Source organism: Nostoc sp. DedQUE09, from assembly GCF_034530915.1.
GTDB lineage: Bacteria > Cyanobacteriota > Cyanobacteriia > Cyanobacteriales > Nostocaceae > Nostoc.
This window is the reverse complement of the sequence record NZ_JAVRCE010000061.1, coordinates 18,468-42,324: the sequence shown is the minus strand read 5'-3', so window position 1 is coordinate 42,324 and position 23,857 is coordinate 18,468. Positions and strand designations below refer to the sequence as shown.

17 protein-coding genes are annotated in these 23,857 nt (G+C 43.3%); 12 read left to right on the top strand and 5 right to left on the bottom strand.

What is annotated here, in order from left to right; genetic code table 11:
- The first annotated feature begins 18 nt into the window (after positions 1-18).
- The 3 genes from RMY27_RS28075 to RMY27_RS28065 all read left to right on the top strand — a co-directional run bounded on the left by RMY27_RS28075 (position 19) and on the right by RMY27_RS28065 (position 7,593).
- A complete protein-coding gene (locus tag RMY27_RS28075) occupies positions 19-588 on the top strand; it encodes a Uma2 family endonuclease (RefSeq protein WP_322668132.1) in 570 nt (189 codons plus the stop codon).
- Positions 589-1,233: 645 nt separating this feature from the next.
- The gene (locus RMY27_RS28070) at positions 1,234-2,823 is read left to right on the top strand and encodes a glycoside hydrolase family 57 protein (protein ID WP_322668131.1); all 1,590 of its coding nucleotides are present in this window, start codon (positions 1,234-1,236) and stop codon (positions 2,821-2,823) included.
- A 324-nt stretch (positions 2,824-3,147) separates the two neighbouring features.
- Positions 3,148-7,593: a nitric oxide synthase oxygenase gene (locus RMY27_RS28065; RefSeq protein WP_322668130.1), complete on the top strand. Its 4,446-nt coding sequence runs from the start codon at positions 3,148-3,150 to the stop codon at positions 7,591-7,593.
- A 161-nt stretch (positions 7,594-7,754) separates the two neighbouring features.
- Here RMY27_RS28065 and petA read toward each other — a convergent pair whose 3' ends face one another.
- The 3 genes from petA to petC are packed head-to-tail and all read right to left on the bottom strand — an operon-like array spanning position 7,755 to position 9,479.
- Positions 7,755-8,756 (bottom strand): cytochrome f, encoded by a 1,002-nt coding sequence (petA, locus tag RMY27_RS28060; RefSeq protein WP_322668140.1) that lies wholly within the window; start codon positions 8,754-8,756, stop codon positions 7,755-7,757.
- Between the two features lie 29 nt (positions 8,757-8,785).
- A complete protein-coding gene (locus tag RMY27_RS28055; RefSeq protein WP_322668129.1) occupies positions 8,786-8,926 on the bottom strand; it encodes a hypothetical protein in 141 nt (46 codons plus the stop codon).
- Positions 8,927-8,939: 13 nt separating this feature from the next.
- Positions 8,940-9,479 carry a cytochrome b6-f complex iron-sulfur subunit gene (petC, locus tag RMY27_RS28050; RefSeq protein ID WP_289797433.1) on the bottom strand — a complete coding sequence of 180 codons (540 nt, stop codon included), beginning with the start codon at positions 9,477-9,479 and terminating at the stop codon, positions 8,940-8,942.
- 229 nt (positions 9,480-9,708) lie between these two features.
- On the opposite strand from petC, the gene RMY27_RS28045 reads away from it, so the two are divergent.
- A complete protein-coding gene (locus tag RMY27_RS28045; protein WP_289797432.1) occupies positions 9,709-10,017 on the top strand; it encodes a DUF3067 family protein in 309 nt (102 codons plus the stop codon).
- A 136-nt stretch (positions 10,018-10,153) separates the two neighbouring features.
- Positions 10,154-10,720 (top strand): hypothetical protein, encoded by a 567-nt coding sequence (locus tag RMY27_RS28040; RefSeq protein WP_322668128.1) that lies wholly within the window; start codon positions 10,154-10,156, stop codon positions 10,718-10,720.
- 259 nt (positions 10,721-10,979) lie between these two features.
- Here RMY27_RS28040 and tatC read toward each other — a convergent pair whose 3' ends face one another.
- A complete protein-coding gene (gene tatC, locus RMY27_RS28035; RefSeq protein WP_322668127.1) occupies positions 10,980-11,774 on the bottom strand; it encodes a twin-arginine translocase subunit TatC in 795 nt (264 codons plus the stop codon).
- Positions 11,775-12,323: 549 nt separating this feature from the next.
- On the opposite strand from tatC, the gene RMY27_RS28030 reads away from it, so the two are divergent.
- From RMY27_RS28030 to RMY27_RS28015, 4 genes are all read left to right on the top strand, one after another.
- On the top strand, positions 12,324-12,554 hold the full coding sequence (locus RMY27_RS28030; RefSeq protein WP_322668126.1) for a hypothetical protein: 231 nt from the start codon (positions 12,324-12,326) through the stop codon (positions 12,552-12,554).
- A gap of 299 nt (positions 12,555-12,853) precedes the next feature.
- Positions 12,854-13,711, top strand: a complete 858-nt coding sequence (locus tag RMY27_RS28025; protein ID WP_322668125.1) for an SDR family NAD(P)-dependent oxidoreductase — start codon at positions 12,854-12,856, stop codon at positions 13,709-13,711.
- A gap of 653 nt (positions 13,712-14,364) precedes the next feature.
- Positions 14,365-15,696 carry a P-loop NTPase fold protein gene (locus tag RMY27_RS28020; protein ID WP_322668124.1) on the top strand — a complete coding sequence of 444 codons (1,332 nt, stop codon included), beginning with the start codon at positions 14,365-14,367 and terminating at the stop codon, positions 15,694-15,696.
- Positions 15,672-20,876 (top strand): eIF2A-related protein, encoded by a 5,205-nt coding sequence (locus tag RMY27_RS28015; RefSeq protein ID WP_322668123.1) that lies wholly within the window; start codon positions 15,672-15,674, stop codon positions 20,874-20,876. Before RMY27_RS28020 ends, RMY27_RS28015 begins: the two co-directional genes overlap by 25 nt.
- A 428-nt stretch (positions 20,877-21,304) precedes the next feature.
- Here the strand turns inward: RMY27_RS28015 and RMY27_RS28010 are convergent, their stop codons facing one another.
- Positions 21,305-21,793 carry a DUF1499 domain-containing protein gene (locus RMY27_RS28010; RefSeq protein ID WP_322668139.1) on the bottom strand — a complete coding sequence of 163 codons (489 nt, stop codon included), beginning with the start codon at positions 21,791-21,793 and terminating at the stop codon, positions 21,305-21,307.
- A gap of 196 nt (positions 21,794-21,989) precedes the next feature.
- Here RMY27_RS28010 and RMY27_RS28005 point away from each other — a divergent pair, with 196 nt between their 5' ends.
- The 3 genes from RMY27_RS28005 to fbp all read left to right on the top strand — a co-directional run bounded on the left by RMY27_RS28005 (position 21,990) and on the right by fbp (position 23,731).
- On the top strand, positions 21,990-22,121 hold the full coding sequence (locus RMY27_RS28005) for a hypothetical protein (protein ID WP_322668122.1): 132 nt from the start codon (positions 21,990-21,992) through the stop codon (positions 22,119-22,121).
- Positions 22,118-22,381: a hypothetical protein gene (locus tag RMY27_RS28000; protein WP_194043027.1), complete on the top strand. Its 264-nt coding sequence runs from the start codon at positions 22,118-22,120 to the stop codon at positions 22,379-22,381. Before RMY27_RS28005 ends, RMY27_RS28000 begins: the two co-directional genes overlap by 4 nt.
- 300 nt (positions 22,382-22,681) lie before the next feature.
- Complete coding sequence (gene fbp / locus RMY27_RS27995; RefSeq protein ID WP_322668121.1) at positions 22,682-23,731, top strand: class 1 fructose-bisphosphatase; 1,050 nt, start codon at positions 22,682-22,684, stop codon at positions 23,729-23,731.
- Positions 23,732-23,857: the final 126 nt, after the last annotated feature.

The following is a 23,857-nucleotide window of genomic DNA, read 5'->3' as shown; positions in this document are numbered from 1 at the left end:
CTATAGAAAAATAATGCTATGAACCAAACAATATCCGATCAAGTCCGTTGGACAACCTCAGACTTAGAATTACTCACAACTGACGAATGGAAGCGCTATGAGATTATTGACGGAGAGCTATTTGTGACTAGAGCGCCTCACTGGAGACATCAGCGAACTGGTGGTAATATTTATTTAGAATTAGAAATTTGGTCTCGTTCCAGTAAACTAGGTGAACCTATTACAACTCCCGGCATAATTTTTACAGATGCCGATAATGTCATACCCGATCTAGTTTGGATTAGTCATGAGCGTTTAGCACAATTGCTAGATGATGAAGGGCATTTGAGAGGAGCGCCAGAACTGATTGTGGAAGTGCTTTCTCCTGGGACAACTAACGAACGTAGAGATCGAGAAGCCAAGCTAAAACTATATTCATCCACAGGAGTCCAAGAATATTGGATTGCAAATTGGCAATTACAGCAGCTAGAAGTTTATCGCCGAGAAACTGCCCAATTAAAACTGATCGCAACCTTGTTGGCTGATGACGAAATCACATCACCACTGTTACCAGGTTTCGGCGTTCGAGTTCAGGGTTTTTTTGCATAATTCTAGGGTAGGCGTAGCCCGCACTTCTCTACGAAACGCTGCGCGAACGGCTTGGCTCAGTGACCACCGTAGGCATCGCTCATCAAACTCAGCTGCACCAACTAGCTAGCTAAAAGGCAAAGTCAATACGAACCTAAGTTAGAAAGTAAAAAATACTGCCACATTTCTCGGAAAACTCAGCTATAAATGACGTTTTTTTAAACCAATGTGAGTCTCCTACAGAAACGCACGTTAAGCCAGAATATTGCCGAGAGAAGAAGCAAATCCACAATTGAATAAGTCGACGATCAAAATTCAATTTATGTGAAGAAATATAAACTTGGAGCAGGGGTGTTAGGCCATATGCTATACTACCTTGAATTTTTGAGGCGAGTTAGCTGAAAAATTGGCAGAACGCTTACAAGGCAAAGGTCTTGAACCAGAATAAATATTTTCAGTGCAGAATTATACAATAAACAAATAAGTAGATATTACAACTAGTTAACAACAAAAGGCGATGGAAGCATAACAAATGTTGTGTCCTCACAAGCACTGTAATTAACTCAATTGAAAACTATTCTTACAATCCCCATAAAGTCTTAAAATATTGTTAATTTCTGCCAAACCTCTCGACCTTCAACTTACAAGTATCACCCCAAAATCACTATGGCTATCGGCTACGTCGCGCTTGTACTCCACGCACATCTGCCCTTCGTTCGTCACCCGGAAAGTGACTACGTGCTGGAGGAAGAATGGCTCTATGAAGCCATCACAGAAACCTACATCCCCTTATTGAAAGTATTTGAAGGCTTAAAGCGAGACGGTATCGACTTTAAAATCACGATGAGTATGACACCCCCTTTAGTGTCAATGCTTCGCGATCCTCTGCTTCAAGAACGCTACGAAGCACACTTAGCTCAACTAGAAGAACTTGTAGCACTAGAAGTAGAACATAATGTCAACAACGGGCATCTTCGTTATTTAGCCGAACATTACGCGACTGAGTTTAGCGAAGCGCGTCAGCTATGGGAACGCTACGGCGGTGACTTGGTGACAGCTTTTAAGAAGTTCCAAGACAGTAACAACCTGGAAATCATCACTTGCGGCGCTACTCACGGCTATTTACCGTTGATGAAAATGTATCCACAAGCAGTGTGGGCGCAAATTCAGGTAGCCTGCGAACATTACGAGCAAACCTTTGGACAAGCGCCCAGAGGCATTTGGTTGCCGGAATGTGCCTACTATGAAGGTTTAGAGCGGATGCTAGCTGATGCTGGGTTACGCTATTTCCTCACTGATGGGCATGGCATCCTTTACGCTCGTCCCCGGCCGCGCTTTGGCACTTATGCCCCAATTTATACAGAAACTGGTGTTGCTGTTTTTGGTCGAGATCATGAATCTTCCCAACAGGTATGGTCTTCTGAAGTGGGTTATCCTGGGGCGGCAGAATATCGAGAATTTTACAAAGATTTGGGCTGGGAAGCAGAATATGAGTACATCAAGCCCTACATCATGCCCAATGGCCAGCGGAAAAATACGGGTATTAAGTATCACAAAATTACGGGGCGGGGCTTAGGTCTCTCAGATAAGGCGCTCTACGATCCTTATTGGGCTAGGGAAAAGGCAGCAGAACACGCCGCTAATTTTATGTATAATCGAGAGCGGCAATCTGAGCATCTCTATGGTATAATGCAGCGTCCGCCAATTATCGTTTCGCCTTATGACGCAGAGTTATTTGGACATTGGTGGTATGAAGGTCCTTGGTTCATTGATTACCTATTCCGCAAGTCGTGGTATGACCAAGGAACATATCGAATGACCCATTTAGCAGACTATTTGCGAGAGCAGCCGACACAGCAAGTTTGTCGTCCTTCACAGTCCAGTTGGGGTTTCAAGGGTTTCCACGAGTATTGGTTGAATGAGACGAACGCCTGGGTTTATCCGCATTTGCACAAAGCTGCTGAACGGATGATTGAAATCTCGCAACTTGAGCCAGAAGATGAGTTGGGGGAAAAAGCATTGAACCAAGCAGCGCGGGAATTGTTATTAGCACAATCTTCCGACTGGGCATTTATTATGCGGACAGGAACGATGGTACCCTATGCAGTTAGAAGGACGCGATCGCACCTAATGCGGTTTAATAAGCTCTACGAAGACGTTAAAATCGGCAAAATTGACAGCGGTTGGCTGGAAAAAGTCGAGTTAATGGATAATATCTTCCCGGAAATCAACTATCGCGTCTACCGTCCGCTATAGTCTCACAAAAAATAAATAGGGTGGGTATTGCCACCCTATATTAGTTAAAAAAAGATAAGCTATCTAGGTAAATATTTCATGATGAGTTAGACCTTGCCTATGTCCTCCTGGATGAAGTTAAAGTTAGGAGAGATCGAGGAAATTACATGAATCGACGTGTAAAATTTCACTCTAATGTCTTAAGTTTTTGTTACATACTTATAAATTTTTTCGCCTACTTACTATATTTATTCTAAAACCTAATGAATTACTTAGCCTGGATTATATTATTTATAATTAATTGCTAACGCCTAGTTCAATTACTGCTTTTCCAATCTTCACAACATGCACGATAAAAATTATCATAATAATCAACGAATTATTCATTTAAATGAAGTTTCTGCCATTGACTTTCCTGTTTCTAATGTCTATAAGTATAAATGCCGTGTGCATTTTGTGTCTAACGATGGTAAGACTTTTTTGCAGAAAGATTTGTTTGCACGAATGCAGCCCAACTGGTTGGTAGAGTTGAAGAATAAGGGTCACTGCACAATTTCTATCACACTCTGCTATCGAAAAGGAGATATTACTAATCCTTGGCAAGAGGCTGAAACCGTTACATTTGCAACACAGGAATATTTCCAGGGAGACTCTAATGCGGATCTAGAGTTTCCCATTACAACCTGGAGTCAGGCACCACAGCTAAAGCTAAAAGTACGACTAACGCAAAGCATAAATGAAGGTGATAGCAGTACTGTTACTATATTTGGCAGACAAAATGGGATGCGATCGCTGCGCCGTCAAGATAATAATGGCAATGCTGAGGTTGAACTACCCCAACCCACTTCTCTAACCCTACAAGAGGAAGTACTGGTAAAAGACGCATGGAACAAACTGCGAGCTTGGAAAGAACTCCAGATGGAAAAGTTTTTCAAGCGTTTGTTGCTGGAAGAACCAGACTTGGAATATCTGTTTGGGGAAGCGATCGACAGCATGGCAGACTTTTTCTATGAATTGTTTGACTGCTGTGTTCACCAACTGCAACCAGAGACTCAAAATATCATTGGCGAACCCCTAATGGGTGTGCCACCAGAACGAGAGCATGGGTTCAAGACCGTTGAAGAGTACGGCAAGTTTTTTGCAGATATAGGAATGCGTCCTCATCATTGGGTAAAAGCACGCCAGATTTGGATGTGGATGCTGCCGTCGATTCCCTACTTGGAAGAATACGATCGCGAGGAGCTAAAGAAAGGCGCAAACTCTGCTCTCTACAAGTTCTTCAATACCCATGTGATTCTGCCGATGGTAAATGCGATTCGCCATTATGAAGCAGCTCTACCAGCAGAACTATTGTTAAAAATGGCAGATTCCTGGCTAATCATGAGCCAAAACAAGCAGCAGATGGGAATTGAATTCTACCAGATGCTGTTTGAGAAATATCCGTTTGTGCTGCCCATTTTTGGACGGGCAGACATGGATTATCTTTCGCTGCACTTATTCCAGGCACTAGAATTTTTGGTCAACTGCCTCAAAGCTGGTAGTAGCGATGAGATGTTGCGCGAACTACGCTTTTTGGGACAAGTACATGGTAGTGCAGATGTACCTACCTGTGCCTATCCAGCAATTACAGACTGCATGATTGCCTTAATGGAACGGCATATCCCCGATTTTACGCCAGAAGTGCGCCAGGCATGGGTGACGTTAATTGAACGAGTGATCAACGTCATTAAGCTGCCCAAGCTGAATGAAGAACGATTATTGAAAAAAGCCAAACAATTTTTAGAGTTAATCGCATCTGAGCAAGCTTGGGAACTGGAGGATAAGGAACGGCGATGGCAAGAAATTAAAGAGGAAGTCAAAGCAACAGGTACTTATACACACACCTATGAAGAACTAGCTTATGGGGCGCAAGTAGCTTGGCGCAATGCTTCCAAATGTGTGGGGCGAATAGCCTGGAATAATATGGTAGTACGCGATCGCCGTCACGTTACCGACCCGGATGAAATGTTCCGCGAACTAGGAGAACACGTCCGCTTTGCCACTAACGGCGGCAATCTGCAAATTACCATGACTGTCTTTCGTCCCAAGCAACCCAAAGAACGCTGGGGACATCGGATTTGGAATTCCCAGTTATATCGCTATGCCGCTTATCAGCAACCCGATGGCAGCATTTTGGGTGACCCAGCCAACCTGGAATTGACCAATGCGATTATCAAATTTGGCTGGCAACCACCAGAAACACCCACAGCTTACGATATTCTCCCACTAGTGATTGAAGCTGCCGGTCAGCAACCGAAGATGTATCACTGGAACAAAGAGGAAGTGCTGGAAGTAGAAATCGAGCATCCCAGCATTCCAGAATTGAAGTCATTGGGTATGCGCTGGTATGCCATTCCGGCTATTAGCAACTTCTCCGTCCACATTGGCGGCATTACCTATGGTTGCACTCCCTTTAATGGCTGGTACATGGGCACAGAAATCATGCGGGATTTCCTTGACGAGTACCGTTATAACATGATGGAGGACATTGCCAAAGTCCTCAAATTAGATACCAGTTCCGAGCAAACCCTGTGGCGCGATCGCGTCGCCTTGGAACTCAACATAGCCATCCTTTACTCCTTCCAAAAAGCGAAGGTAACGATGGTAGACCACCAAACAGCCTCGCGTCAGTTCTTGACTCACGACTTACGCGAGAAGAAAGCAGGGCGTGAATGTCCTGGTGACTGGGGCTGGGTTGTCCCCGCCGCCGGTGGTAGTGCGTGTCCGGTATGGCATCACCAGATGCGCGATTTTTATCTAGAACCTGCCTATCATCATGCTGCCGATCGCTGGGCAGTCGAAGACGACATCAATCTAGATAAATTCATTACTGTTGCCGATGAGGACTCAGATAAGCAAGACCGGATTCTCATCTTGTATGCTTCAGAGACAGGAACCGCCGAAGGATTTGCTCGCAAAGCCGCACGACAATTGCAACAATTTCGTCCTAAGGTCATGGCACTGGATGAATATAGTATTGATACCCTTGCCTCTGAAAAGTTGCTATTAATTGTCACATCTACCTTCGGTAATGGGGAAATGCCAAGTAACGGTAAGCAATTTCTCCAACGCCTAAAGCAACAACCTGCGGATTCCCTTAATGGTTTAAATTATTCTATTTTAGGGATTGGTAGCACTGTATATGAACACTTTTGTGCAGCTGGCATTGCAGTTGATAAGGCACTTGCCAAGGCAGGGGCAAATTGTGTTGTACCGTTACATAAAGGCGATGAAATCAAGGGACAAGCTGATACTTTTAAACAGTGGTTGGGACTGATTTCTCGCGTCTTAGGTGCAGATGAAACATCTGGTAATGCCACAACCGCCGCTACAGCAAAACTAACGGTGAAATTCTTGAGTGCGGCAGAAGCTGCAACCGTTACCCCCATAGCCATAAGCGGAGATAGAGGCATCGAAGTGCCATTAATTACCAATGATGAACTGCTCAAAGAAGTGATTCCTGGCAGCCGTTCCACTCGCTATCTCGTCTTCGATATTTCTCAGACAGATTTACAGTACGAAACAGGCGACCACGTTGCCGTACATCCTGGCAATCCGCCAGAACTCGTAAATCGTTTGTGCGAGCGTATGGGTGTTACTCCTGATACCTACTTCACGGCGGAATATACTACATCTGATGGGACAGCAACGGAAGACCAGCCGCCTGTTGCAGTGCCTACAACTGTTGGTCACCTGTTGTTTGAAGAACTCGATTTGTCCTTGCGAGAACCGTTGAACGAACTGCTAGCTTATTTATACACAGCAGCACAAAATCCTCAAGACAAACAACGTTTGGAAATTTGGTTAGAAATTCTCCGGCAAGGAGAGGAGCATCCCGATAGTATCACGCTCAAGAAAACGATTACGGACAACTTCATGAGTGTTGTTGATCTCTTTGATGAATTCCCCTCTGCCTCTATCACTTTAGAAGCCTTGCTGGAACAACTACCGAAGCAAAAGCCACGTCTTTACTCAATCTCCTCCTGTCCACTTCTGCATCCCCAACAAATTCAAATTACAGTTGGGGTGTTACAAATTCAAACTGACGCAGGTAAAGTGCGGCAAGGGCTTTGTTCCAATTACCTAGCGGGACTAGAACCCGGCTCAAGGGTGCGGATTAGTGTTCATACCTCTGGCTTCCGTCCCCCAGTCGATCCGCAAGCGCCAATGCTGATGGTGGGGCCAGGTACGGGAGTATCACCTCTAATTGCCTTTCTCCAATACCGTGAAGCCTTACAGAACCAAGGAACACAGCTTGGAGATGCTTGCTTATACTTCGGCTGCCGCAATCATGATGACTTTCTCTATGGTGAACAACTTGGCAATTGGCAGCATCGAGGCGTGCTAACTGGGTTGGAAGTTGCCTTTTCGCGTTTAACAGATAAAAAAGTCTATGTTCAAGGCTTGATGGCAGAAAAAGCTCAAGAACTCTGGCATTTCTTAAATCATCCGCAATGTAATTACTACGTCTGTGGTGATGCCAAGATGGCAGATGATGTATTTGAGGTGTTTATGGCGATCGCCAAATCGGTTGGCGAACTCTCTCACATTGAAGCGGTAGAATTCTTTGAGCAGATGAAGAAAGAGAAGCGTTTCCATGCAGATGTTTGGGGTGTGCAATTACACTTCCAGCAAGCAATCAAACAGGTACAAAAGGATAATTACTCAAAGGCTGAAAAATGGCTCAATAGAGTCAAGCAATCAACCAATGAGCAAGCAGCAATTGAAAACTTGCAGCCGTTGACTGTTTAAACTTCTCAAGTAGATGGGTAGGGGCACAACATGTTGTGCCCCTACGATTATCTGTACCTCATCTGTCTGCGACAGGCTGCTGTTCTGAGTTTTATAGAACCATAAGATATAAAAAAGACAGGCAACCTGCCTGTCCTACAAAGAATGATTTAGTAAAGAATTTAGAAATTCATCTCGGCAGCTTGAACTTTTTCAACCTGCTTCTTCTTCAGCACCAGCATAACTTGAGCCAACATTACAAGAGCGATGAACGCAATCATCCATTTGACTCTGGAAGCGTCTTGTAGTACGATTTCTGCATCTGTTTGACCGAATCCACCGACGTTCGGGTTGCTGGTCAAAGCATCACCAGCCTTAACTGCTTGCCCTTCGGAAACAAGCAGGTCTGGCCCTAAAGGAATCGTATCAACGACAACATCACCCGATTCAGGTTGGATGTTAACTAGATATTTAACGTTACCGTCTCCATCTTCCTCTTTGGCAATCTTGGTAATTGTGCCAGTAGCGGAAGCGTTGTAAACAGCGTTATTGCTCTTTTCGCCTGTGGGATAAACTTGTCCGCGTCCCCGATTACCACCTACGTGAACTGAATATTTACCGAAGTGGATGTTTTTGTCGGTTGCAGGGTTGGGAGAAAGAACTGGGAAGACGATTTCCTGATACTGTTCACCGGGTAAAGGACCGACGATGACGACGTTATCTTTGTCTTCGCTGTAGGGTTGGTAGAAAGTGTCGCCAACTTCTTCTTTAAGTTCTTCGGAAAGACGGTCTTCAGGAGCAATCTTAAAGCCTTCGGGTAGCATCAGTACTGCACCGACGTTCAAGCCTACCTTAGAACCATCGGCACCAACTTGCTGGGCGCTTAGATCGTAGGGGATTTTCACCACAGCTTTGAATACAGTGTCAGGTAGCACCGATTGGGGAACTTCCACTTCTGTAACCTTGGCGGCTAGGTGACAGTTAGCACAAACAATTCGCCCTGTTGGTTCGCGAGGGGTTTCGGGATAGGTTTGCTGTGCCCAAAAGGGATAGGCGGCAGCTGATTGGGGAAGGGCTAGATCGCTGGTGAAGTAAAATGTCACAGTAGCGATCGCTATGAGCAATGTTTTTACAATCGCTCTAGCACTGCGAGTTAACCTCGCTGTTAGGAAAACATTTCTCATCTCTATAAGGGCGACAATTGCATTAGTCATTAGTCATTGGTCATTAGGAGTGCTGAGTACTTAGTGCTGAGTGCTGAGTGCTGAGTGCTGAGTGCTGAGTTAGGAGTTAGATTATCTCCTCTGCCCCTCTGCCCCTCTGCTTCTTCACTCCCTCGGCACTCAGCACTCATAACTCAGCACTGATTAACCCCACCAAGGTGCATCACCTGTGCGGAAGTCGGTTTCAGTCCAAGGGGTTAAAACGATTTTGTCGTCGTTGACGCTGGTATGGGCTAAAGCCAAAGACAGAGGTGCTGGGCCCCGAACAACTTTACCAGTTTCGTCATACTGAGAACCATGACAAGGACACTTGAATTTGTTCTCAGCAACGTTCCAAGGGACGACACAACCTAAGTGGGTGCAGATGGCGTTAATGCCGTAATCTTTGATCGCCTCTTTGCTGTCTACCACAATATAGGTAGGATCTCCCTTTAGTCCTTGGACTAGGTTGCGATCGCCTGCATTCCGGTTTTCGAGAAATTTAGTGACGCTAACATCGTTACCTAGCTCGTCTTTTGCTGTTGTACCGCCACCAGCGCCACCTGCTGCTGGTGGAATAAAGTACTTGACAACGGGATACAATGCACCCAGAGCTACTCCAGTGACAGTCCCAAAAGTGAGCAGATTCATGAACTGACGACGCCCCATATCGGGCACGTCTGCTGATTCAGAAAATTGAGCCATAATCTACGCGCTCTTTGTGTATTTTGTTAAGCATTTTGACAAAAGTACTAATACTTGAGCAACTCTTGTCTAAGTCGAAATGCTAGCGCTCACAACGATGCCATACTTCTTTGTTCCAAGATATAAAAAGCATCTTTTCTGTTAGCATTACATTTCTTTATATCCTTATCATACTGGAGTCACGGAACTTAACATCATAACTAAATGTAAAATCTGATTGAGAAAAGCTATGACAGGACAAGAATTACGCCAGATGTTGCTTGATAAGTGGGGATATTCTTACGATGTCCAGTTTCGACGGGCACAGGGAAAGATATTTTTGCAAGTAATGTGGAAATATCTGGAGCAAGCTTCTTTTCCCTTGAGCGAGGCGGAGTACCAAGAACATCTCGATACCATTGCCAATTATCTTCATGCCTTGGGTGGATCAACACAGGTACAAACTTTTATTGCCCAAACACGCGATCGCCCACGGCTTGGTAAAGCTGTTAGCATCCCTCTAGATTTGGGCGAACGTTCTTCGGAATGGATATTGTGACCGATTATTGCATTAACATTAATAAATTTCTGAGTATTTTATAGTATTTTCTATTCAAAAATACCATAATGCCCTGTATAATCCTTTTACCTATTGGCAAGGTAAGAAAAAATACACGTTTTCAAGGAAAAAACAAATGGCTTTTATCTCAACATTTGAAATTCTTCTGAAGCCTCAACTTCCAAAGAGCATTACAAGTACAAGACCTGAACTTAGCCCACTAGCGAGAACAGTTCTCCAGGGCTATTTCCTGACGATTGCTAATGTCACTAATGAACTTGTATCTCTGGCCCTTGTCGTTACAACCAGAACGCCCGGACTAGAGCCTGACAAAATTCTCACTCGTCTAGATACCACTGGTATAGATGGCCCTGTAAGCAGTGATTTTGACTCTGTTGACTCTAAAGGAGAGATAAAAAAGTCACGCTTTACATTTCCCCTCAATGCTAATGATACAGGCTTATTTATTCTGCAACCAGATGCTACTAATAAAACACTTCGAGAAGAAGCAAATTTTGAGTTGCGGGGTTATGTCGAGATATCCATTAGTTTAGTATCAACTCCTAAAACAACTCAGTTGCTAATCACTCCTGAACATCGAGCTACGTTTTTTGGCACAGAGAGAGACGAGCTAGGTGAGATAGCTTATGCCTTGCCTCTTGCTAATGGGAAAAGTCTATTTGAGTTAAGGAAAGATAGTTAACTCTATTTGATAAATAGTTACCTAACTACGATCTCTGGCATAGATTAACAGTTCGTAATTCGTAATTACGTTATGGATAAAAATTTAGACTCTACCTGCCCATAACGGTACGATATTTGAAACTCGGGGACTTTGACTCGACGCTCAAATAGTCGCTAATGCTGCGCTATCGGTTTCATTACGAATTACGAATCATTAGGGCTTGGATAAAGATTTGCTCACAAACTAAGATTGAAAATCTTTTTACTTTTTTCCTATGTCATTTCCCCGTGAGCTTCACCAGTCCCACACCACCGAAATAAAGCGCTAAAACTGCTCCTGCTAAGAGACTTTGAGTCAAGGGGTCAGTAGAAGGTGTCAGGACGGCTCCTAAAACCACTGCTCCCATAATCACGTAACGCCAACCAGAAACCATCCGTTCTGACGAGACAATGTTCAAATTACCGAGCAACAGTTGGATGATGGGAATTTGAAATGCTAAACCTGTGCTGAATAACAATAGCAGCACAAATTCAAAATATTTATCAATTGACCAAAGTTGTTCAACTACATCTGCTCCGTAGCTAATGAAAAATTTCAAGGCTGCGGGGATAAGAAGTAAATAGGCAAATACTAAACCTGCTCCAAACAGTACACTCGAACCCAAAACCACAGGCCCCAGTAAACGGCGTTCCCGGCGAGTCAGTCCTGGAAGTACAAACTGGATAATCTGATAAAGAATGAAAGGACTAGTAAGTACGATGCCAGTGTAGGCGGCAACTTTCAAAGAGACAAAGAAATATTCTCCAGGTGCAAGTTGGAGAAATTTTACTCCTTGTGCTGGAACCTCAAGTAACTGGACAATCGGCTTAACGGCAAAGAAACAGCCAATAATACCCACCGCTACGGCAATCAACGAATAGAAAATGCGCTGTCGCAACTCTTCTAGATGGTCGAAAAGGGACATTTCGACTTCACCAGGCAACTCATCAAGAGGATCGGTGTCTAAGTTGCCATATCCTTCTGGGTCGAGGTTAGGAACGTTTACAGTATCTACGTCTTGTGAAGGCGTCACGTCGCTTCGCTCCGAATTTAAAATTCAAAACTTGTACTGAGCGGTGTCGAAGTATTCAAAATTAACAATCCCCTAAATTTATTTATGGGTTTGTATCTTTTTTGTCGGTCATCGACCATTTTGGTGACTCAGCACTCTTCATTATTTTATCTGGGGAATGCAGCTACTAAGATATGTTTTTGGGTACTGTGGGTTTTTTGTCCTGTTTTTTGGGCTTGCATCTGCATAAGTTACCAGGAAGACATCTTGTAGGCAATGCCTAACCTAAAATAAAAAAGGCTGGAACCGATAAATTATAAATCATGTCTCTGCGGGTAGTAGTCTGTCCGATTAATTCTGATGAGTTTGTAAGTAAGCACTTCAGTGTTTAGAAAATGAAGGACTAAAGTCCTGACTACGAACTGGCTTACCCATCAATTTAAACTTGACAGACCACTGCACTGAGTAAATTAGCACAATATCAACATTTAATACTCAGTTTTAAAAATCCGGTTCGTCAAGGTGGCATCTATACAGATGGTAATCGGAAATTGTTAACTGAGGTTGGGTATGAACCGGATAATTTGCATTGCCCTCATGGCATTGCCTGTTTATTTTTACAATGTTGAGCTAGGCAATACTTCTAGTAGCGACGTGACAATTGTTAAAAACCAGTATCCCACAATAGCTGCTGTAATTGCTTACAGTACAAAAGCTCAGTTCAGCATCTTACCGTGGCAAATATCGGCTAGAGATGACCAAGCCGAAGATTGCCTTCGTGCTGGCACTTGCAAAGATTAGACTGCTTGGCATTTGTAGGGGAAAGGGTAAGGGGTAGGAAAGGGTAAGGGGTAAAGGGGAAAGGGTAAGGGGTAAAGGGGAAAGGGATGGAATTTCTTCTTACCCTTTCCCCAACCGGAAAGCAAAAGTCACTTTTGCAAAAGACTCCATGAGCTGCGCTCACAAGGAGCAATGAAAATGTCTTTTCCTCCAGCATAGCTGCCTCCAGCACAGCTGCCTCCTGCCTTATTTTCAAGTCAGGTCTATTGATACTAATTCGTAATTTGTAATTACGGCAGCCCCATCATCAAAGAAAATTAATGGTTGTAGAAAATCAACGTACAGTAGTGGTTACAGGAGCCTCAACAGGAATTGGTCAAGCGTGTGCTTTGCTTTTAGACCAATTGGGCTTCTCTGTTTTTGCTGGAGTACGTCAAGATGTTGACGCTCAGACACTTAAACAGAAAGGGTCACAAAGGCTGATTCCAATTTTTTTAGATGTTACTGATGCTGAATCGATCGCAGCTGCGGTTGATATGGTAACAAATGCAGTTGGTGGTGCGGGGATTTTAGGTTTAGTGAATAATGCCGGAATTGCTGTTCCTGGGCCGTTAGAATTATTAGCGATCGCTGAATTTCAACACCAGATGCAGGTTAATGTCACCGGACAATTAGCTGTGACACAAGCATTTCTTGGTCTTTTACGCCAAAGTCGGGGTCGAATTGTTAATATGGGTTCCATTGCTGGTAGGAGTCCTACACCGTTTTTGGGTGCTTATAATGCTTCTAAATTTGCTTTGGAAGCACTCACTGATGTGATGCGGATGGAGTTACGACCTTGGGGAATCTCGGTTTCAATTGTTGAACCTGGTTCTATTGCTACCCCAATTTGGGATAAGTCCCTAAGTCAATCTGAAGTAGCACAGCAGGATCTACCCGAAACGGCACAACATCTCTACGGACAAGCAATGAATATTGTCCGCCAGAAAATGCAGACGATCGCATCTAAGGGAATTTCTGCGGATATTGTGGCTCAAGTTGTTGTCCATGCGCTGACTGCAAAAAAACCCAAGACACGCTATCTTGTTGGACAGGATGCCAAAATTGGAGCGCTGATCAAGCATATTTTGCCCGATCGGCTACATGACAAGATAATTTTATACTCAATGGGGCTTTAGATTACTGGTTGTCAATACTTCAGAGGTCGTCACTCTGAATGCAAAGGCTGTCATTAACAAAATCATGATTTTCATAACAAAATCATGATTTTCATTCACAAAATTATAGTTTTCATCAACAAAATCATATTTTTATCAACAAAATTATAGTTTTCATCAACAAAATCATATTTTCATCAATAAAATCGTGCTGATTTCAGAACGAGAAGCAAAATCTAGTTAAAAAGTGACTCTGAACTCAAGTTGACTTAACCAACGTTTTTCTTAAAAGCGATATGCTGTAAGGATTGTAGATGATTTTTTTGTAAAATTAACGAAAGCTTGTTAATAAATCAAGCTGATGATGAGTTCAAGAGAACGACAAAATTGTACTTAACAGTACCTTTTTTTATGTTGGATATTTTTAATATTCATAAGAGTACCTTATTTAATTTTAGATATTTTCGCTATTTGTACTTATAGTAGTATTTTTGCTTACTTTAACTAAGACATCACCATTAATATGTGCTATATCGAACATAGATATAATCAATTATCCTGAATGCTGCTAGTTTAGTTAATAGTTTGATTAGAATAAGGCATAAACTACCTAAAATCAATATATTTATTTAGTAAATTTTTGCATCCCCATTCCTGAGTGAACTTGATTAGTTATGCTCCTAGATTTAGAAAGATTTTATCAGGCTTGCAATCCGAGCAGACCTCTAATTATAGGAAACGCTAGCGATCGCAGGTACTATATCGATTTTGCTGCGGTGCGGGGTGGCAAAATTATCGAAGCTTTGCAGCGCACGATTGCTAAAATATCGCCGGATACACCAACCTGTCAACTATTTACCGGACATTTGGGCTGTGGAAAATCAACGGAGTTGTTGCGCCTCAAAGCTGAATTAGAAGTGCAGCAATTTCATGTAGTTTACTTTGAGTCTACCCATGTCTTAGAAATGGCCGATGTGGATGTGACTGATATTTTGTTAGCGATCGCTGGACAGGTAAGTGAAAGCCTAGAAGCGATGAAAATTAGGCTCAAGCCTCGCTACTTTACCAAGTTGTTTGGTGAAGTTGTGGATTTCTTGCAGACGCCAATTGACGTTGGGGTAGAAGCAGAGTTGTCTGTAGGGATTGCCAAAATTACAGCTAAAACAAAAGAAAGTCCCCAATTGCGGCGGCGGTTAAGAGATTATCTAGAACCACGAACCGCAAATATTTTACAGTCAATTAATCAAGAATTACTAGAACCTGCCAACAAAGAACTCAAAACCAGGGGTAAAAAAGGATTGGTGGTAATTGTTGATAACTTGGATCGAGTTGCAATTAGACCTTTACCATCGGGGCGATCGCTGCCAGAATACTTATTTATTCAGCGTGGCGAACAGTTACGCAAACTGAATTGTCATGTAGTCTATACGATTCCTTTAGCTCTGACTTTCTCCAACGATAGCGCCGAACTTCAGCATCGTTTGGGGGGTGGAGTTGCCCCAAAAATGTTACCGATGATACCTGTGCGTTTACGCTCTGGCGAGATTTTTCCCCAAGGGCTATCAATGATGCGGCAAATGGTTCTAGCTAGAGGTTTTCCAGACATTTTACCTAGCGATCGGTTAGGCTTAATTACAGAGGTGTTTGATAGTTTAGAAACCTTAGATCGATTGTGCCTAATGAGTGGTGGTCATGTCCGCGACTTACTAGGTTTACTGTTTGACTGTTTGCGAGAACAAGATCCACCCTTTGAGCGGGAATGTGTCGAATTGGTAATTCAAAGACAGCGGGATTACCGAGCCAACGCTATCGACCCCCATGAGTGGGAATTAATCTTTCAAGTGGTGCAACAGCAACGAGTTAGAGGTGATATAGAATACCACACCCTCTTGCGAAGTTTATTTGTATTTGAATACCGCGATCATCAGGGAGCTTGGTTTGCCGTCAACCCAGTTTTAGCAGAGACGGAAAAGTTTAAATCATGGTTGAACGACACGCACAAGTAGATATCAGAGCAGCTAATGAGCGTGCTTTACGGAGTTTGGGGAGAGCAATTACCCTTTCTAGCGGTCAATTCTCCCTGGTTTTGGTGTGCTGCAATTATCGAGTTTTGCAAGAACTTATGCTGCAACGACTCGAAGAAATTTCTTCAGGAGTACACCATATTCAAAAGGTAATCTTACCGCATAATGCCAGAAGTCTTTACACAAGTATTCATTTACAACTGCTAACCGAAGCTAATCCGCCATCGGCGTTGATGATTTTGGGTTTAGAGTTAGTAGATGGACTCGACGATTTTCTGAGGTCTATTAATCATATTCGGGATGAATTTCGCAAACGCCACCCATTTCCGATGATTGTATGGGTGAACGAAGAAATATTGCAAAAGGTAGTCCGTTTAGCACCAGATTTTGCTAGTTGGGCGGCTACACCGATTCGGTTTGAAATGACGACTCAATCACTGCTGCAATTTCTGCAACAGGAAACTGACTCTTTATTTGCTACAGTGTTGCCAAACAATGCTGCACAACACCAACCTCCTCAAGTTGCAAAGCATTATTCCACTGTGGAGCAAGTCTGGGAACATAGTTATGAACTGCACTTTGCTATTAGAGAGTTGCACAATCGTGGTATTACCTTAGAGCCAGAACTACACGCTAGTTTAGAATTTGTTTTTGGTCTAGATAATTATATTAGCGATCGCATCAATACAGGTTTAAGTCATTTTCAGCAAAGCTTGCAAGTCTGGCAAAAGTTAGTAGAGAAAGAAGAAGCAGGGGAGCAGAGGGGCATACTTCGACTACGCTCAGTAACCGGGGGAGCAGGGGAAGCAGAGGGGCATCAGGGGGATAAAGAAGTATTTTCTTCTCCATCTCCTCCATCTCCTCCATCTCCCTTACTTTTGCGACAGGGAATCTTGCTGTTTTATATTGGGTTGTGTTATTGCCGTTTTGCAGAGCAAAATCAAATAGAAAACCGCCGTCATTGGTACACCGCTAAATCTTATTTTCAGCAGTGCTTGAATATTTTGCAGGTGGCTGGGCGTTTAGATATAGTTGCTGGATTTATTAATCAACTCGCTGAGATTTTGCAATATCTGCAAGAGTGGGAAGAATTGCAGACTGTTGCTCAAAAATCTCTGGAGTTACATCAAACTTATGGTAGTCAAATCCAATTAGCTTGTGACTACGGTTTTCTGGCGCAAGTAGCCGTGCAGCAGTCGCGGTGGGTACAGGCAAGTATCTTAGCACACGTCTCACTGCTGAAATTAGGTGAGGCGCAAAAGCAGAACGACCCTTATAACTGCTTATTTCCATTATTATTGGCGCAGATTTACTATTTAGTTTTGGCGAAAGCACAGCGAAATGTCGGTGAGCTAGAAGTCGCTCGTGAATACTTAGATAAGGCGACAAAAGAATTGCCAGCGGCCTTAGAAAGCAGTGCCCATCAATACGATGCCCATCGTTATATTCGCTTATTGCGGAGACTGCGATCGCTCTACTTTGAAGAAGGGCGATATTTAGAAGCCTATTACATTCGACAGAAACGGCGTTCTATTGAGCAGCAGTATGGTTTTCGGGCTTTTATTGGTGCAGGGCGCTTGCAACCTCAAAGACAGGCGACAAACCCAGCATTAATGTCACCTTCTGGAAGTAGTAGCGTTGCTTTAGAAATTGCGGCTTCTGGTCGAGAGCGTGATATTAATAACTTAATTGGCAGAATTAGCCGCGCCGATCAAAAGCTGACGGTGATTCACGGTCAATCGGGGGTGGGTAAGAGTTCCACCGTAACGGCGGGTTTAGTTCCAGCGCTGCAAAATCGAGCCATTGGCGATCAAATAGCCGTGCCTGTGGTACTGCAAGTTTATACCGATTGGGCACGGGAATTAGGTAAATCTTTAAGTGAGGCGATGTCTAGTGACGCATCGCTGGCGATTTACGCTGATATTCAGCTAGAAACAGGCATTGAATCGGAGCCTTTACCTTACTCTGACACACCGTTTACCATTGGTGGAATTTTACAGCAACTCCAAGAAAATGCCGATCGCCATTTGCTTACAGTTTTAATTTTTGACCAGTTTGAAGAATTTTTCTTTGGTTATAGCGATCGCAATCAAAAACAAGAGTTTGATAAATTTATTAGTGACTGCCTCAAAATACCCTTTGTCAAAGTTATCCTTTCCTTGCGAGAAGATTATTTACATCGGTTATTAGACTTTAAACATCTCTCGGCACTAGAAGCGATTAATAATAATGTTCTCGACAAGCATATCCGCTACCAGTTAAATAATTTTTCGCCTGAATATGCGAAAGCAATTATCCGAAAATTGACGGAGCGATCGCAGTTTAATTTAGAACCCGCTTTAATTGACGCTTTAATTGAAGATTTATCCACAGAATTTGGAGAAGTCCGTCCCATTGAATTACAAGTTGTCGGAGCGCAAATTCAAGATGAGCGCATTACTACACTAGAAGAATATCAACCATATAGACCGAACAAACTGATCGAAAGATATATTAAGGAACTGATCAAAGACTGCGGCCCAGAAAATGAACGAGCCGCCTTACTTGTCTTATACTTATTAACAGATGAAAGCAACAACCGACCTTTTAAAACTCGTGCGGAGTTAGCGTCCCAGCTAGCAGAGTTAGAAGATGCTGAAAAATTAGAGTTAGTATTAGAAATTTTAGTTAGCTCCGGTTTAGTCGTTCTCTTTCCTGATGTACCAGAACGCTATCAACTGATTCACGATTATTTAGTAGACTTGATTCGCTACCTGCAACAACAAGAATCGAGCTTACAGGTACAACTAAATCAGTTGCGCTATAAAGTAGAACAAAGTAAAGCTGAGATTGAGCGACTCAAAAGCGAACTTAGTCAAAATAACCAGCGTTCTAAATTGGTAGATTCTCATCCGCAACAGGGATTAGACTTATTAACAGAATTGCGAGAATTACACAAGCGAGAAGAATTAAGTCAGTTAGAAATTGAACAATTACGAGCTGAACTTAAAGAAAAAGAGTTAACAGCTAAACTTGCAGAAAGTCAAAAGAAACAAAGACTTAGTGAAGCTCAATTAAATCGTTCGCTGAAAATTGCCCTAACCGCTTCTGTTCTCGCCATTTTGGGATTAAGTGTTTCCATAGTGACAGCGGTGGATAGCGAAATTAAAACCCTCAGCGCATCCAGTGAAGCCCTCTTTGCCTCGCAAAAAGGTATTGATGCTTTAAAAGAAGCTTTAAAGGCAGGGAGAAAATTACAACAAACAATCTGGGTAGATTCCTATACAAGAGAGCAAGTACAGACGGCACTTTATCAAGCAGTTTCAGGGGTAAGAGAATATAACCGTTTGGATGGGCATATATCTGGGGTAAATAGTGCTACATTTAGCAGCGATCGCTCTTTAATTGCCTCAGCTAGTGCAGATACTACAATTAAACTCTGGCTTCCCGATGGTAGCTTAGTCAAAACCTTGTCGGGACATGAGGATGTAGTTAATAGCGTCAGTTTCAGCCCAGATAGTCAAATCATTGCTTCCGCCAGCCAAGACAAGACGATAAAACTTTGGAGTCGAGAGGGTGAACTGCTTGCTACTTTATTAGGTCATCAGGGTGTGGTGAATAGTGTTAGTTTCAGTCCAGATGGCCAGATTATTGCTTCAGCGAGTACAGACAAAACAGTGAAACTGTGGAGTCGCGATGGTAAGCTGCTCAAAACCTTGCTCTTACATGATGGTGCAGTCTTAAGTGTCGCTTGGTCAAATGATGGTCAAACCTTAGCTTCTGGGAGTGCTGATAAAACGGCGAAACTATGGAGTCGCGATGGTAAGCTGCTCAAAACCTTACAGGGACATGAAGATGCAGTCAAAAGTGTGGCTTGGTCGCCCGATGGGAAAATAATTGCATCTGCTAGTTTAGACCAGACAATCAAGCTGTGGAATATCGAGGGGAAGCTACTGCGAACCTTATCAGGTCATAGTGCTGGAGTTACCAGCGTCAGTTTTAGCCGCGATGGTAACGCGATGCCTACGGCGGGCTACGCCTACGCTTCCGCAAGTACTGATGAGACAATCAAACTCTGGAGTTCTGGAGGTGTGCTGCTGGGAACCCTGAAGGGACATAATAATTGGGTTAACAGTGTCAGCTTCAGCCCAGACGGTCGCACCCTTGCTTCCGCCAGTCGGGACAAAACTATTAAACTTTGGCATTGGGACAATGTGTTATTGCAAAAGCCGAAAGCTGATAATGATGACTGGGTAACTAGCATCAGTTTTAGTCCAGACGATAGCACCTTGGCAGCAGCAAGCCGAGACAAAACTGTAAAACTTTTCAGTCGTGATGGCAAGCTACTGCGTATCTTGACGGGGCATCAGGGTCAAGTTTGGGGTGTAGCCTGGTCGCCCGATGGTCAAGTAATTGCCTCAGCTAGTAAAGATAAAACAGTAAAACTTTGGAGTGGTGACGGTCAACTGCTCAACACCTTACAGAGTCATAATGACGCCATCTTGAGTGTAGCTTGGTCGCCTGATAGTCAAGTAATTGCCTCGGCTAGTAAAGATAAAACAGTAAAACTTTGGAATCGCAACGGTAAACTACTTAACACCTTGCAGGGACATCAAGAAGCGGTGAATTGGGTAAGCTTTAGTCCAGATGGAAAGTTGCTAGCCTCTGCCAGTGATGACAAAACCGTGAAAATCTGGAGTCTAGAGGGTAAACTACTATACACCTTAATTAGCCACAGCCGCCGGGTAAATGGGGTTGCTTGGTCGCCTGATAGTAAAAGCATTGCCTCAGTGAGTATTGATAGCACAGTGAAGATTTGGAATCGAGACGGTAATTTGCTAGATAATCTCACGGGTGATGGCGATAGTTTTATCAGTGTCAGTTTTAGCCCCGATGGCAAGACTCTGGCAGCTAGCAGTGATGACAAGGTGAGGATTTGGAACCGAGAAGGGACATTGCTGATTGCTTTGAAAGGCGATAAAGATGAGTTAACCAGCGTCAGTTTCAGCCATGACGGCAAGACTCTGGCTGCGGGTAGTGGCAATGGCACAGTAATTTTCCGAGATTTAGCAGACATCGAACTGGATAAATTACTGGCGCGGGGTTGCGATTTGCTACATGATTATTTGCAGACTAACCAGAAAGTAATGAAAAGCGATCGCGCTTTGTGTTCTGGGAGGTAATGCACAAGAATAAAGCATAATCTTGCCGAAATTCTAAATTTAAAAGCTTACTTGCTGTGCCTATGCAATTGACGTTATTTTTCATCATTGCCGTATGTCACGCAAGGACTGTCAATTATAGCCGTAGTCACACAAATTAGGACAGTGTTGATTGCTCAAAGTCCTGAAAAAACTGGATTTTTACTCAGCACTCAGCACTCAGCACTCAGCACTTAGCTATATCAGTGCTGGCTCAAATGAATTGCAGAAAACGACGGTAGAACAATTAACCCCAACTTCGTCAGGGTGAATGCACGTTATCGCTTCTTCTACTAAGGCATGGAAAGCACAATCATTGCAGATAGTCGGACATTTCACCACTAAGTATAAATTTTTAAATGGTATTGCGATCGCACCTCTATTCAGTTAAATGAGAAGAAGTAGCGATATTAAATGTTTAAATCGCGTAGAGCCAAACGAATTTGCTCGACTCGTCTGCGGTTGACACCGAGATCCGACTCTCCCACGCGAGATGCCGAGCGCAGATGAATTACTGACTCATTAGGAGGTAAATAAAATTCTACATCATCAACAAATTTGAAGATGCGGCTTTTAGAAAGAGCGTGAATGTAATTATCGGTTTGTTCTACAATTTCTGTACGGGGAACAACACCGATAACTTTTAGTAAGATTTCTCTAGCTGCATTGCGGTCTACATGATAAGGAATCGGGTCGATGGCGTGTTTTTCATCTGCGTTTTGACTGACAACACAGTTGTCTGAAGCCGGACAAGAACTAAGATGACCATTATCAACTCCCAAGCTAGAAGCAGCCCAACTAGGCCCAGGAAGTATTAAACTACTAATTAAAGTTAAAAGTATTGCAAAAGCGATACTCCGCAAGAATCGCTGCCGGAATGCTGTTAGCAAACGAGACATCATAAATTTACTCCTTTTGTTAGGTTATTTTGAGTGAGTACTGCGAATTGCTGGTTCGCTCTACAGATTATCATCTATCCAGCTACACTCTGAGTTTGGGCAATCCCAATGTAGCCGCGCCGACCAGTCCCTTGTGCCATTATTCTTGCCAATAACGGAATCAAGCTAAAAAAGTGACCAATAATTCAGATTTCCATTGACTACGAACCCAAAATCATTAGCAGGGGTTGCGATCGCATTCCCTGGTGATTCCAGCTTTGACTCGCTTGAATTGGCTGGTATCGGCTTTGTTGTGGCCAATGTTAAAAAGTTTGATGGTTGTAGATGAATATAGGAATAATCCAGTCTTACAGTAACGGGTTTTTAGAAGTTGTACCAGAGAGCGATTATTGGCAGATTGCAGCTATACACATCAATGGCCAAGCTTACTGCCCTACTCCTCAGCTTTATCGTTCAGAAAAAGTAGCATTAGCAAAAGCAACACAAATTTATGATTGGATAGCTGACCACGAACACCAAATCAGTGATGAGGCTTACTACTGCTCTGAATTGAAACTCATCCTATGGCAGCAACCAAAAGTATCTTAGTTAACCAGGGAGATTGCTTGCCTTGCAATACTGCTCGCTTTGTGCATTTTCAACTCGGCATTGGGTTTGGGGAAAAGGTTAAAGGGTAAAGGTTAAAGGTTTTTTCTTTCCCCTTTTCCCCTTAACCGATAAGTATTGGCTAGGTTCTGGATGCAGGGGTTAGCAAAGATTCATTTCTTTAGTTTATCTAAAGCCGCATCTAAGTTATCAAATTACCTTTCTAAGATAGAAGCAGCAACTATAAGTTGCTATAGATGACTAAAACCCAATTAACAGCTAGTGGCTGCGGAGAACATAAAAATGACTAAAGCGCCGGAATCTTTAGACTTATCTGCCTACGATGCTACAGACAGAGCCTTAGATCGTGACTGTACAACCTTATCCCGTCACGTCCTCCAACAACTTCAGAGTTTTTCGCCAGATGCACAGGATTTAAGTGCGCTGATGAATCGCATCGCTCTGGCCGGGAAACTGGTTGCTCGTCGCATGAGTCGCGCTGGTTTAATGGAAGGCGTTCTTGGATTTACTGGGCAAGTTAATGTCCAAGGCGAATCCGTCAAAAAGATGGATGTCTATGCCAATGATGTATTTATCTCAGTGTTTAAGCAAAGCGGCTTAGTCTGTCGCCTCGCTTCTGAGGAAATGGAAAATCCTTACTACATTCCCGAAAATTGCCCCATTGGGCGCTATACCCTGCTGTATGACCCAATTGATGGCTCATCCAACACTGATAATAATCTCAGCTTAGGTTCCATTTTCGCCATTCGCCAACAAGAAGGAACTGATAGTGATGGCAAGGCAACTGACCTTCTGGCCAACGGACGTAAGCAACTTGCTGCCGGATACATCCTGTATGGGCCCTGCACAATGCTGGTTTATACTATAGGTAAGGGCGTTCATTCTTTTGTCCTCGATCCCAGCTTAGGAGAATTTATTCTCACAGAAGAAAATATTCGCATTCCTAACCACGGGTCTGTTTACAGTGTGAACGAAGGTAACTTCTGGCAGTGGGAAGAATCAATTCGAGAATATATCCGCTACGTTCATCGCACAGAAGGCTACAGCGCTCGTTATAGCGGCGCAATGGTGAGTGACATCCATAGAATTTTGGTTCAAGGCGGTGTGTTTCTCTACCCAGGCACAATTCAAAATCCAGAAGGAAAATTACGCTTGCTTTATGAAACGGCTCCTCTCGCCTTTTTGATTGAGCAAGCAGGTGGCCGTGCTACTACAGGACTGGTAAATATCTTGGATATAGTCCCGAAAAAACTGCATCAGCGCACGCCTTTAATTATTGGTAGCAAAGAGGATGTAGCAAAGGTGGAGTCTTTTATTCAAAACGGACACTAATACGCAAGACGAAAATCAAAAGTTAACGCTAAACGGAGTCGAAGTGTCAAAAGTCAAAAGTTTTGGATGTCAAGGCTTTTACAAGTTTTTCAATGGTAGCTTGATTTACGCCGCACTGTATTAGTG

Coding starts and splice junctions, on each gene's coding strand:
- RMY27_RS28020 (WP_322668124.1), top strand. CDS start 14,365: ATGCTCCTAGATTTAGAAAGATTTTATCAGGCTTGCAATCCGAGCAGA.
- petA (WP_322668140.1), bottom strand. CDS start 8,756: ATGAGAAATGTTTTCCTAACAGCGAGGTTAACTCGCAGTGCTAGAGCG.
- RMY27_RS28025 (WP_322668125.1), top strand. CDS start 12,854: ATGGTTGTAGAAAATCAACGTACAGTAGTGGTTACAGGAGCCTCAACA.
- RMY27_RS28040 (WP_322668128.1), top strand. CDS start 10,154: ATGGCTTTTATCTCAACATTTGAAATTCTTCTGAAGCCTCAACTTCCA.
- petC (WP_289797433.1), bottom strand. CDS start 9,479: ATGGCTCAATTTTCTGAATCAGCAGACGTGCCCGATATGGGGCGTCGT.
- RMY27_RS28000 (WP_194043027.1), top strand. CDS start 22,118: ATGAATATAGGAATAATCCAGTCTTACAGTAACGGGTTTTTAGAAGTT.
- RMY27_RS28045 (WP_289797432.1), top strand. CDS start 9,709: ATGACAGGACAAGAATTACGCCAGATGTTGCTTGATAAGTGGGGATAT.
- RMY27_RS28055 (WP_322668129.1), bottom strand. CDS start 8,926: ATGAGTGCTGAGTGCCGAGGGAGTGAAGAAGCAGAGGGGCAGAGGGGC.
- RMY27_RS28065 (WP_322668130.1), top strand. CDS start 3,148: ATGCACGATAAAAATTATCATAATAATCAACGAATTATTCATTTAAAT.
- RMY27_RS28010 (WP_322668139.1), bottom strand. CDS start 21,793: ATGTCTCGTTTGCTAACAGCATTCCGGCAGCGATTCTTGCGGAGTATC.
- RMY27_RS28070 (WP_322668131.1), top strand. CDS start 1,234: ATGGCTATCGGCTACGTCGCGCTTGTACTCCACGCACATCTGCCCTTC.
- fbp (WP_322668121.1), top strand. CDS start 22,682: ATGACTAAAGCGCCGGAATCTTTAGACTTATCTGCCTACGATGCTACA.
- RMY27_RS28015 (WP_322668123.1), top strand. CDS start 15,672: ATGGTTGAACGACACGCACAAGTAGATATCAGAGCAGCTAATGAGCGT.
- RMY27_RS28075 (WP_322668132.1), top strand. CDS start 19: ATGAACCAAACAATATCCGATCAAGTCCGTTGGACAACCTCAGACTTA.
- RMY27_RS28030 (WP_322668126.1), top strand. CDS start 12,324: ATGAACCGGATAATTTGCATTGCCCTCATGGCATTGCCTGTTTATTTT.